Below are 12,049 nucleotides of genomic sequence, written 5' to 3'. Positions count from 1 at the left end.
GTTATATTTAGGTCAATCAAATTACTTTAATTTTTCCTTCAAATATTTCCCTGTATATGATTTTTTATTTTTTACTAAATCTTCAGGAGTTCCTGCGAAAACAACTTCGCCACCGTATTTTCCGGCTTCTGGACCAATGTCAATAATGTAATCTGCGGTTTTAATAATGTCCAGTTGATGTTCAATTACAATTACCGAATGTCCTAATTCTATTAAGGCCTGAAGTGATTTCAACAATTTATTAATGTCGTGGAAATGCAAGCCTGTTGAAGGTTCATCAAAAATAAATAGCGATTTATCAGTTGTAACGCCTTTTACCAAAAACGATGCGAGTTTTACTCTTTGCGCTTCACCACCAGAAAGGGTAGAAGAGCTTTGTCCCAATTGCAAATAGCCTAAACCGACTTCATGCAAAGGTTTTAATTTGGTGACGATTTTATCTTGCTGATTATCTTTGAAAAACTCCAGCGCTTCATCTACAGTCATGTGGAGAATATCTGAAATGTTTTTTTCGTCAAATTTAATTTCGAGGATTTCATTCTTAAAACGTGCTCCATGGCAAGTCTCACATTCTAATTCAATATCTGCCATAAACTGCATTGACACGGTAATTACGCCTTCACCTTTACAATCATCGCATCGTCCACCATCCACATTAAAGGAGAAATGCTTCGGCATTAAACCTTGCATTTTTGCCAATTTCTGTTTTGAAAATAAATCCCGAATATCATCGTATGCTTTTAAATAAGTTACAGGATTCGAACGGGAAGATTTACCAATCGGATTTTGGTCAATCAGTTCTATATTTTTAATCAGTTTAGTCGGGAAATCCACCGAATCATAATCGCCTTTTTTTCCGCCCATTCCGAGTTGTATCTGAATATCATTGGTTAGAATTTCTTTCATTAAAGTAGATTTTCCACTTCCTGAAACTCCCGAAATCACCACCAAACATTCTAGTGGAATATCTACATCGATATTTTTTAAATTATTCTGGCGAGCACCTTTAATGTGAATCCATTCTTTCGGTTTTCTGCGGGTTTCTGGGACTTTAATTTCTAATCTTCCAGTTAAATATTTTGAAGTTAAAGTATCCGCATTTTCCAAATCGTCAAAGTGTCCGGCAAAGACTAATTCTCCTCCGAGATATCCTGCTTCTGGACCAATATCGATAATATAATCTGCCGCTTTCATTACGTCTTCATCGTGTTCTACAACGATTACGGTATTGCCTAAATCTCGAAGACTTTTTAAGACTTCAATTAAATTTTCGGTGTCTCGGGAATGCAAACCAATCGAAGGTTCGTCTAAAATATAAATCGATCCAACCAAAGAACTTCCCAGCGAAGTTGCTAAATTAATTCTTTGACTTTCGCCACCAGAAAGCGTGTTCGATGTTCTGTTAATCGTCAAATAACCCAAACCGACTTTTTCTAAAAATTCTAAACGAGTTGTAATTTCATACAGCAAACGTTTTGCAATTTCTGCATCGTGTTTATTGAGTTTTAAAGATTTTATTAAAGGTAAGAATTCGTCCAAAGGCAACTCAATTACCGATTGAATATTATGTCCGTCGATTTTTACCCATTTCGTTTCTTCACGCAAACGCAAGCCTTCGCAAGTCGGACAAACGGTTTTTCCCCGAAAACGAGAAAGCATTACACGATACTGGATTTTGTATAAATTCTCCTCCAACATTTTGAAGAAATTATGAATAGACGGAAAACCAGAAGTTCCATCGCCTTTCCATAAATAGTTTTTTTGCTCTTTTGTAAGTTGATGATAAGGTTTATGAATAGGGAAGTCTTTGGCTTTTTTAATGAAATCTCTTTTCCATTCGCTCATACTGTCTCCTTTCCAACTAGCAACGGTTTCTTCGAAAACAGATAAATTTTTATTTGGAATCACTAAATCTTCATCAATTCCAATTACTTTGCCATAACCTTCGCATTCGGGACAAGCGCCATAAGGATTGTTAAAACTAAAAAAATGAACATTCGGCTCTAGAAATTCCATTCCATCGAGTTCAAATTTATTGGAGAATTCGGTGATTTTTCCGGTCTCAATATTTTTTAAAGAACAATGTCCAAGACCTTCGTAGAAAGCCATTTGGATAGAATCTGCCAATCTTTGCAGAAAACTTTCATCTTCCTCATAACTGAAACGGTCGATGACCAATTGAATTTCCATATCGGGTTCTGGTACAAAACCGAAACTTTCTAAATCTTCGATTCCTGCAACATTTCCGTTGACTTCTAATCTGGTAAAACCTGAAAGTTTCAACGTATTGACCTGATCCGTAAATTTAGAAACTTCAAAAGTTAAAGGGGTCCGCAAAAGAAAAGTTTGGTTTTCATTTTTTTGAATGAAATTAATGACGTCGGTTACCGAATCTTTCTTTACTTCATTTCCCGAAATCGGAGAAAATGTTCTACCAACTCTGGCGAAAAGCAATTTTAAATAATCGTAAACCTCTGTGGAAGTTCCAACAGTTGAACGTGGATTCGATGAAATTACTTTTTGCTGAATCGCAATCGACGGAGCCAAACCTTTGATGTCATCAACTTTTGGTTTTTCTAGTTTTCCTAAAAACTGTCGAGCGTAAGAACTTAAACTTTCGACGTAACGCCTTTGTCCTTCAGCATAAATGGTGTCAAAAGCGAGCGAAGATTTACCACTTCCTGAAACTCCGGTTATTACAATTAATTTGTTTTTAGGAATCAGAACGTCAATATGTTTTAGATTATTAAGGTGCGCATTTTTTACGAAAAGTTGTTTCTTAATATCGATATCTGTGAGTATAGTCATTGTAAAATTTAAAGGTTACAAAATTACGGATTTTTAAAAGAAAACTTTTTAGAATTTTCTGCATATTTAGATAAAAATCACAATATCTGTGTGAACCAAAATGCAGTAATATCATGAGAAAAATTCTGAATGATTTAATTAAAGATTTGATGCGAAAAAGATCGTTTTTTAATTACATCTTTAAAAAAAATGCAATACCTCAGTATTGCATTTTTTTTGTTATTTAATACTATTTTTTTTCTTAAAATAACACTTGTTTTGTTTCGATATTCTTAAATATATTTGCCGCTTTAAATCATCGAAATAAGTATTAGTAAAGATAACCTATCGATTTTGATGATTGTTGAATTGATAGAATTTAAACATAAAAAGTATCATTATGACAAGGATTGTTGCAGGTGTATTATTGGTAGGAGTTATTTACCAATTTTCAGCACAGGAAAAAGAAAGTTCTATTCCAGAAATTACGTTTCGGGGAAGGTTTCTGGAACTTCCGATAAAGAAAGTCAATGAAAATATTACCGTTGTTTCAAAAGCAGAAATAAAAAATTCACCAGCGAAAAGCGTTGAAGAACTGTTAGCAGAAATCATAGGATTTGATATTCAGAGAAGAGGAGCAAATGGTGTTCAGGCAGATGTTTCACTTCGTGGAAGTACTTTCGAACAAGTATTAATTCTGGTGAATGGCGTGAGGATGAATGATTCCCAGACGGGACATAACTCAATGAGTCTTCCGTTTGATCTGGCGTCAGTAGAAAAAATTGAAATCATCAAAGGTCCGGCTGCAAGACGTTTCGGACAAAACGCTTACGCTGGAGTTATCAATATTATTACCAAAGTAAGTTCTGAAGAAAAGGTGATTATTTCGGCAACGGGAGGTGATTACAAAACCTATTCTCTGGGGCTTGGAGCAAATTTTGGAAATGAAAAATCCTCTAATTTTATTCAGGCAAGTTCTTCGAGTTCTGATGGTTATCGCTATAATACCGATTATAAAATCAATAATATTTTTTACCAAAACCAGTATAAAATTAATAATGGATTAATGAAATTTCAGACCGGAATTCAGGAAAAGAAATTTGGTGCAAATGGATTTTATTCTTCGCCAGCAGCAACGGAGCAATATGAAGAAACGCAGGCATCCATTGTAAGTTTGGGTTATGAGCAGAAATTCAATCAGTTCAATTTGAATTCAAATATTTATTGGCGAAGAGGTCAGGATTTATACTTGTTCAATAGAGAAAAACCGGAAATTTATCGAAATATGCACATCGGAAATAATGTGGGTACAGAAGTTAATGGTTCGTATTCGTCGGATTTGGGAACGACAGGATTAGGGGTTGAATTCAGAAAAGAATTTTTGGTAAGTAACAATTTAGGACATCGTGAAAGGTTTTTGACAGAGATTTTCTTTGAGCATAATTTCTCTTTGTTTCAAAATAAATTACAGATTTCTCCCGGAATTTCTTGGGCGAATTATGACAATGTTGGCGACTTTTTTTATCCAGGTTTAGATGTCGGATTTGATTTTAATGAAAATCATAAAATCTACGGAAATATTGCAAAGGTCAATAGAATCCCAACCTTTACTGATTTGTATTATGCGAGTAAAACCGAAATGGGAAATCCAGATTTGAAACCAGAAAATGGAATTTCCTCTGAACTAGGTTATCGTTTTCAAAAAAATAATTTCTTAGGAAAAGTAAGTTTTTTCAATAGAACTTCTGAAAATTCGATTGATTGGGTGAAAGAAACAGCAAATGGAATTTGGGTTGCAGAAAACATTGGAAAAATTGAAACCAATGGAGTAGAAGTAGAAGTGGGTCAGCAATTTAATTCGTTTGTTAAGTCTTACTCTTTGGGTTATACTTTTCTGGACAGTAAAGCAAAAGAACCACAGAATTTGATTTCTAGATATATTCTTGAAAATTTGAAACATCAGTTTGTGGCAAAATTAGAAACTCAAATTTTCGAAAATTTAACCAACCAATTGATTTATAGGTATAATGAAAGAGTAACAACTGGGAGTTACCAATTGCTGGATGGGAAATTAGGTTATGATTTTAAAGATTTGAATATTTACATTTTAGTTAATAATATTACCAATACGAATTACAAAGAAGCCTTTGGAGTTCCGATGCCTAAACGCTGGTTTCATGTAGGTTTTACTTATAAAATAAGATTGTAGTTTTTGGGAAAATTGTTGAACAAATGGCGAAATGGTTTTAGGCTCTAAAAAAGACACTGAAATTTCTTCTTTTTTATTTATTTTTGTAGCATGTCAAAACAGGTTCTTTTATTGGTCGCTTCACTTTTAATGCTGAACTTATCAGCGCAGAAAGAATCAATTTCCAGTTACAATGTCATTACTATTAATTACAAACACAATTCGAAAATATTTGCCTATACCGAAGGTCAATTGCGTGGAATAGCAGATTTTTCTTATCCAGATTATTACGAAATTAAAGGGGGGATTGGTTATAATTTAACACAAAATCACAAGCCATTAGTCGGAATCGGGAGATATGTAAATTATAAAAACCATTCTTTAGAAAAGGAAGAGTTTCGGGTTTGGCTGCAAGATATCATCGATATTAAAACAGGAAAATTTAAATTTGAAAATCGTTTTCGCGCAGAAAAAAGTTGGTTTTATAATACTTTAAAAGATGAGCATTCAGATCGAATTCGTTTCCGGTATCGACTTAATATTTCGGTTCCTTTAAATTCAGAAAAAATAGAAACAGGAACACTTTCTGCGATGGCTTATGACGAAACTTTCTTTGTGGCTACTGAAAACCCATTATTTGCTAGGAATCGAGTTTTTGGCGGGTTTTCTTATCAGATTGATAATGACTTTGCGATTACTTCTGGCTATCTTTGGCAAAGGGAATTTGCAAAATCGGGGAACAAAAATTTACACTATCTCTATTTAGGATTATCTGTAAATATCGAACGCATTAAATCGCACAAAAAAGACTTGCCAGATCTTGATTAATGTTGATAACTTTTTCATTGAAATGGTTTTTATCACTCAAAATATTGCATTTTTTAGGGTTTAATTTATATATTTGTGAAATTAATAATAATTGATTTTATGAAATTTATTGTTTCAAGTAGTGAATTACAGAAAGCCCTACAGACCGTGAGCGGAGTAATCTCCAATTCACAGTCGCGACCAATTTTGGAAAACTTTTTGTTTGAAATTGAAAAAGAGATACTGAAAATTACCGCTTCAGATGGGGAGACCACTTTAATTACTTCTTTGGATGTGAAGTCTGATGTAGAAGGAAAGATTGCTGTCCCAGCGAAGATATTTCAGGAATTCGTGAAAACCTATGGCGACCAACCTTTAACGCTTTCTGTGAAAGATGCTGAAGATGGAAACGGAAAATTACTCGAAATTCTAGACGAAAAAGATAACTTCGCAGTGGCATTAGATCATGCAGAAGATTATCCAGAAATCCCAGAATTCGATGCGGCTCAAAGCGTAACGATTTCTGCAGGTATTTTATCTGAAGCATTAAACAATACCTTATTTGCAACCAGCAACGATTCTTTGCGTCCAGTGATGACAGGAGTTCTGTTCCAGTTCAAAGAAGATGAAACCAATTTCGTTTCTACAGATTCGCACCGTTTAGTGGTTTACAAAAGAACCGATTTGGTAAACGCTGAGCCAGTAGAATTCATTATGCCGAAAAAACCTTTGGCAATTTTCAAAAGCATTTTAGCATCTTCTAATGACGAAGTTTCTATCGAGTTTAATGAAAATATGGCGAAGTTCACTTTCGGAAATAATATCTGGATCTGTCGTTTAATCGATGGGAAATATCCAAATTATTCGGCGGTTATTCCTAAAGAAAATCCAAATATTTTAACGATTAATAGAACTCTTTTGTTGAATTCAATTAGAAGAGCTTCGATTATGTCAAACAAATCTACGAATCAGGTTCGTTTCAGATTGTCAGGGAATCTTCTTCATTTGCATGCAGAAGATACAGAATTTGCGAACAAAGCAGATATGCAGATTCCTTGTGATTACAATGGTGAAGACATCAATATCGGTTTCAGTTCTAAGTTTTTAACTGAAATGTTATCGGTGCTTTCGGCAGATGATATTACCATGAAAATGTCACAACCAAACAGACCAGGAATCATTGAGCCAGTTGACGGTTTAGAAGATCAGGAAAAATTATTAATGCTTTCGATGCCGGTTATCGGAATGTAAGAACGCCTTTTTAAATAATTGTACGCTATATTAATTGAGATTCAAAGATTTTTGAATCTCAATTTTTTTTTAACCTTCAAAATCACGATATTTGCACCTTTCTTATTTTAAACCCTTTATTCAAGAAATAGGAAATCTAACATCTGAAATTTACGACAGAAATGAAAATCTCAAACAACTGGCTGAAAGAATACATTAACACCGATTTAAAATCCGAAAAGATTGGCGAATATCTCACCGATATTGGTCTTGAAGTGGAAGGGATTGATCCTTTTGAATCGGTGAAAGGAAGTTTGCAAGGAATCGTTGTTGGGAAAGTTTTGACTTGCGAACAACATTTAAATGCTGATAAATTAAAAGTTACAACAGTTGATGTTGGATCTGGGAAAATTTTAAATATCGTTTGTGGTGCGCCCAATGTTGCTGCAGGACAAACTGTTCCTGTCGCTGTAGTTGGAACGAAAATTTACGGAAAAGACGGAAGTTCTTTTGACATTAAAGAAGCCAAAATTCGTGGTGAAGTTTCCCAAGGAATGATCTGTGCTGAAGACGAAATGGGCTTGAGCGATGATCACGGCGGAATCATGATTTTGGATGAAAATAAATTTGAAATCGGAAAGGATTTCGCAGATTATTTTGAGTTGACCAATGATCAGGTTTATGAAATTGGTTTAACGCCAAACCGAACTGATGCAATGTCGCACTACGGTGTTGCCAGAGATTTAAACGCCTATTTGAGTACTCATCAAAATAATTCTAATTTTGAAAAAGTAATTTCAAAACCGTTAAATATTGAAGGAACTACTGATTTTCAAATTGAAGTTGAAGATTCGGAATTATGCCCAAGATATATCGGTGCAGTAATCGAAAATGTTGAAGTGAAGACTTCTCCGGATTGGTTGAAAAATCGTTTGAAAGCGATTGGTTTAAGTCCGATTAATAATATTGTAGACATCACGAATTATATTCTTCATGGTTTGGGACAGCCACTTCACGCTTTTGATGCTGATAAAATTTCAGGTAAAAAAGTGAAAGTCGGCGTGAATGAAAAAGGAACAAAATTTACCACTTTAGATGGCGTTGAAAGAACTTTGAACGGAACCGAAATCATGATCAAAGACGGCGAAAATAACCCAATGTGTATTGCGGGCGTTTTCGGTGGTCAGAATTCCGGAGTCTCAGAAAATACCAAAACGATCTTTTTGGAAAGTGCTTATTTCAATCCGGTTGGTGTAAGAAAAGGGGCGAAATTTCATTCTTTAAATACCGATGCTTCTTTCCGTTTCGAACGTGGAGTAGATCCAAACATGACCAGAACTACGCTGACTCATGCAATTGCAATGATTGAAGAAATCGCTGGAGGAAAAATGGTTGGTGAACTTTTAGAACATTACCCAACAAAAATCGAAGATCATTATATCATTCTTCGTTTTTCTAAAGTGGAACAAATATTAGGAACTAAAATTCATAAAGAGAAAATCAAAGAGATTTTAAAATCCCTCGAAATTACGGTTTTAAATGAAATTCAGAATGGTTTAGAGATTTCTGTTCCGGCTTACAGAGCCGATGTTACCAGAGAAATTGATGTTATTGAAGAAATTTTAAGAATTTACGGATACAACAAAATTGATTCTCCACAAAAGATTTCTTTCACGCCAGTAAAATTAAGTTTTGATGATCAGGATGCTTTAGAGAACTCTTGGGCGAGAACTTTGCAAAGCAATGGTTTCAATGAGGTGATGAATAATTCTTTAACTTCTGTGAAAGATGAAAAAGATGCAGTTCGACTTTTAAATCCATTAAGTGGAGATTTAGCATTTATGAGAAAGTCTTTATTAGAAGGACTTTTAGAAAATGCAGATTATAACATTAAAAGAAAAAATCCGAATATTAAGTTTTTTGAATTGGGTAAAATCTACCACAAAAAAGAAACGTATTTAGAGAGAAAACAAGTGGCGATTTTGGTTTCAGGAAGAGATGAAGCAGAAAACTGGTTGCAGCCAAAATCCATTACCGATTTCTCCCGATTGAAATCTTATGTGAAAGTTCTTTTGGATGTACTTCCTGTTTCGATTGAAGAAAAATATTTGGAAGACGTTCGTTTTTCCGATGCAATTGAATTAACGGTAAATGGGGAAACCGTTGCCAGGTTAGGAAAAGTTGCTCCCGAATTGTTAAAAGATGCCGACCTTTCGCAAGAATGTTTCTATGCGGAAATAGAATTGGAAGTTGCTCAGAGTTTCAGAGCCAAAGAGAATTTGAAATTTAAAGATATTCCAAAATTCAATACCACCAGAAAAGACTTGGCGTTATTGATTGACAAAAACGTAACATACGCTGAACTCTATAAAGCAGCCAGAAAAAATCCTTCGAAATATTTGAAAAATATTAATTTATTTGATGTTTATGAAGGTGAAAATCTTCCGGAAGGAAAGAAATCTTACGCCATGAGTTTTGAACTTTTAAATGAAGAAAAAACTTTAGAAGATAAAGATATTACGGAAGTGATGAATTCTTTAATTAAAACTTTCCAGAAAGAATTTTCTGCAGAATTAAGATCTTAAACAAATCTATTAATATTATTACAAAAGCGTTTCTGAAAAGAGATGCTTTTGTATTTTCTGACAAACTTTAAATCTTCCTGTTATCCATTAAATCAATATTATTACTTAAATTTGAGGTATTAAAATTTTAAAAATGAAAGCAATTCACTTCCCACAGAAGAATATTTTTAGAAATATTTCCTTAGCGATATTTACTGCTGCAACGATTGTTTCTTGTACCACGATGACGACTACCAAATCAAAAGTAGGAACGCCTCAACCGAATATCGCAAATACCCAATGGACTTTGGCGGATAATGTAAAAGGCAAAAAACCGACTTTGGTTATTGAATCTGCAAAAATTACTGGAAACGGCGGCTGCAACAGTTATTTTGGAGAGGTAATGCTGGATCGTACGGTTGGGAATTTTTCTACCAAAAATATCGGTTCTACCAAAATGATGTGTGACAATATGAGCGAAGAAACAAACTACTTCAGTATGCTGGGTGCTGCCACAAAATATGTGGTCAATGGAACCACTTTAGAATTGTATAAAGACAATCTTTTGTTACTGAAATTTAATAAGTTATAAACTTTACTTCAATAACAAAAGACCTAAAAAAAGGAACTCTAATTGGAGTTCCTTTTTGTTTTTTTTTGCTATTTAGTCTTCTTCTTCCTCATCATATTTAGCGAGTTCTTCGTCGCACCATTTGAAAGCTGCTTCGACTACTTTGGTAGCTTCATCTGCTACTGTTTCTTCGTCATCGCCTTCCAGATCGTCGAACCATTCTACTTCCTCTTCCTCAACATTCAAAACAAATCTTGGGTATTCGGTATGAACTACGAATAAATCTTCAGGAAAATCTGAATTGTCTGCTAATAAAAACTTTGGTAATTTCATTTTCTTAATGTTTATAACTGGGTCAAAGATAATAATTATTTATTGAAATTGATTCCTGTGAATTTTAATTTTAATGAAATTTTATATCTGATTAAAATCTGTTTTTCTCTGAAAGTAAAAGGTTCGAAGTTTTTAAACTATTTCGCAAACATTTTCGAAACTTTCTCTGCTTTTCTGCTTTCAGAATAATCGTAGAATCCTTCGCCAGATTTTACTCCTAATTTTCCTGCCATTACCATATTCACCAACAAAGGATTCGGAGCATATTTTGGATTTTTGAAACCGTCGTACATTACATTTAGAATTGCTAAACAAACATCTAATCCAATAAAATCAGCCAATTGCAAAGGCCCCATCGGATGCGCCATTCCCAATTTCATCACCGTATCGATTTCTTCAACACCTGCAACGCCGTTGTATAAAGTTTCGATGGCTTCATTAATCATCGGCATCAAAATTCTGTTCGCCACAAAACCCGGATAATCGTTCACTTCGGTCGGAACTTTTCCTAAAGTTTTGCTCATTTCGTAGATCGTGTCAAAAGTTTCTTTCGAAGTAGAATAGCCTTTGATGATTTCGACCAATTTCATAATCGGAACCGGATTCATAAAATGCATTCCGATTACTTTTTCGGGACGATTGGTTACCGATGCAATTTTAGTAATAGAGATAGAAGAAGTATTGGTCGCAAGAATACAGTTTGCTGGAGCTAATTCATCCATTTGCTTGAAAATTTTCAATTTCAAATCTAAGTTTTCAGTTGCCGCTTCAACGATTAAATCAGCATTTGAAGCACAATCTCCCAAATTGGTAAAAGTCGAAATTTTATTTAAAGTCGTAGCTTTTTGCTCTTCGGACATATTTCCTTTTGCGATAATACGGTCAAGATTTTTTGTAATCGTTGCAATCCCTTTATCCAATGCCTCTTGTGAAACATCAACTAAATTAACGGTAAATCCGGTTTGTGCAAAAGTGTGTGCAATTCCGTTTCCCATGGTTCCTGCGCCGATAACTACAATATTCTTATTCATTTTTAAATTCTTTAATAATTTTTAGTATAATTTTTTCCTTCTTCTAAAAGTGTCGCTTTACTTTCAGAGGTTTTAAATTTTGTTTTTATAAATGTTCTTTTTCCGTCAATTCTATTGATGAATACTGCGAAATGTAAATGTGGACCACTTGCAAAACCTGTACTTCCACTATAACCAATAAGTTGGTCTTTTTTTACATAATCACCTTTTTTACCGATTGCACCGTAGTATTCGAGATGCGAGTAATCAGCAAAAGTGCCGTCGCTGTGCATGATGACGATTTTGTTATTGTATTTTGCGCAGGAAATATCGGGGCAACTTTGGTTATTATTATTAATCACTACGACTACAATCCCGTCGCGGGCAGCCAAAATATCGCTTCCTGTTTTTAAATCGAAATCCAATGCAAATTCATTCTGATGCGAAAACTTTCCATCGTAGCCTTGAAAGATTGATTGTGTTTTTCCTTTTTCGAAAGGTAATGAATAGATATAATCTTCATCAAATTTTTCCTGCAAAGAATTCCCATAATTATAAG

General features: G+C 34.2%; 9 protein-coding genes. 5 read left to right on the top strand and 4 right to left on the bottom strand.

Annotated features, from left to right (window positions below; translation table 11 throughout):
* Positions 1-21 precede the first annotated feature (21 nt).
* Positions 22-2,808: an excinuclease ABC subunit UvrA gene (uvrA, locus tag WBY99_RS08975; RefSeq protein ID WP_423975991.1), complete on the bottom strand. Its 2,787-nt coding sequence runs from the start codon at positions 2,806-2,808 to the stop codon at positions 22-24.
* A gap of 379 nt (positions 2,809-3,187) precedes the next feature.
* Here uvrA and WBY99_RS08970 point away from each other — a divergent pair, with 379 nt between their 5' ends.
* The 5 genes from WBY99_RS08970 (at position 3,188) to WBY99_RS08950 (ending at position 10,168) form a co-directional block, all read left to right on the top strand.
* Entirely contained in the window at positions 3,188-4,996 is a 1,809-nt protein-coding gene (locus WBY99_RS08970; RefSeq protein ID WP_423975990.1) for a TonB-dependent receptor, read from the top strand.
* A 90-nt stretch (positions 4,997-5,086) separates the two neighbouring features.
* Positions 5,087-5,803, top strand: coding sequence for a DUF2490 domain-containing protein (locus tag WBY99_RS08965; RefSeq protein ID WP_423975989.1), 717 nt, complete (start codon positions 5,087-5,089; stop codon positions 5,801-5,803).
* Between the two features lie 99 nt (positions 5,804-5,902).
* Positions 5,903-7,033: a DNA polymerase III subunit beta gene (gene dnaN, locus WBY99_RS08960; protein WP_423975988.1), complete on the top strand. Its 1,131-nt coding sequence runs from the start codon at positions 5,903-5,905 to the stop codon at positions 7,031-7,033.
* Positions 7,034-7,194: 161 nt separating this feature from the next.
* Positions 7,195-9,597, top strand: coding sequence for a phenylalanine--tRNA ligase subunit beta (gene pheT / locus WBY99_RS08955; protein ID WP_423975987.1), 2,403 nt, complete (start codon positions 7,195-7,197; stop codon positions 9,595-9,597).
* 133 nt (positions 9,598-9,730) lie between these two features.
* Positions 9,731-10,168: an META domain-containing protein gene (locus WBY99_RS08950; RefSeq protein ID WP_423975986.1), complete on the top strand. Its 438-nt coding sequence runs from the start codon at positions 9,731-9,733 to the stop codon at positions 10,166-10,168.
* 72 nt (positions 10,169-10,240) lie between these two features.
* On the opposite strand, the gene WBY99_RS08945 is transcribed toward WBY99_RS08950, so the two are convergent.
* From WBY99_RS08945 to WBY99_RS08935, 3 genes are all read right to left on the bottom strand, one after another.
* Positions 10,241-10,480, bottom strand: a complete 240-nt coding sequence (locus tag WBY99_RS08945; protein WP_133440359.1) for a hypothetical protein — start codon at positions 10,478-10,480, stop codon at positions 10,241-10,243.
* Between the two features lie 137 nt (positions 10,481-10,617).
* Entirely contained in the window at positions 10,618-11,511 is an 894-nt protein-coding gene (locus WBY99_RS08940; protein ID WP_423975985.1) for a 3-hydroxybutyryl-CoA dehydrogenase, read from the bottom strand.
* 11 nt (positions 11,512-11,522) lie between these two features.
* A partial coding sequence (locus tag WBY99_RS08935; protein WP_423975984.1) for a M23 family metallopeptidase occupies positions 11,523-12,049 on the bottom strand: 527 nt, incomplete at its 5' end.

The sequence above is a fragment of the Kaistella sp. genome, from assembly GCF_049588135.1.
Lineage (GTDB): Bacteria > Bacteroidota > Bacteroidia > Flavobacteriales > Weeksellaceae > Kaistella.
Note: the sequence above shows the minus strand (reverse complement) of the source record. Positions and strands in the feature narration are given on the sequence as shown.

What these genes read in the sequence shown, in the direction of transcription:
- pheT (WP_423975987.1), top strand. Translation starts at nt 7,195, where the DNA reads ATGAAAATCTCAAACAACTGGCTGAAAGAATACATTAACACCGATTTA.
- dnaN (WP_423975988.1), top strand. Translation starts at nt 5,903, where the DNA reads ATGAAATTTATTGTTTCAAGTAGTGAATTACAGAAAGCCCTACAGACC.
- WBY99_RS08945 (WP_133440359.1), bottom strand. Translation starts at nt 10,480, where the DNA reads ATGAAATTACCAAAGTTTTTATTAGCAGACAATTCAGATTTTCCTGAA.
- uvrA (WP_423975991.1), bottom strand. Translation starts at nt 2,808, where the DNA reads ATGACTATACTCACAGATATCGATATTAAGAAACAACTTTTCGTAAAA.
- WBY99_RS08940 (WP_423975985.1), bottom strand. Translation starts at nt 11,511, where the DNA reads ATGAATAAGAATATTGTAGTTATCGGCGCAGGAACCATGGGAAACGGA.
- WBY99_RS08965 (WP_423975989.1), top strand. Translation starts at nt 5,087, where the DNA reads ATGTCAAAACAGGTTCTTTTATTGGTCGCTTCACTTTTAATGCTGAAC.
- WBY99_RS08970 (WP_423975990.1), top strand. Translation starts at nt 3,188, where the DNA reads ATGACAAGGATTGTTGCAGGTGTATTATTGGTAGGAGTTATTTACCAA.
- WBY99_RS08950 (WP_423975986.1), top strand. Translation starts at nt 9,731, where the DNA reads ATGAAAGCAATTCACTTCCCACAGAAGAATATTTTTAGAAATATTTCC.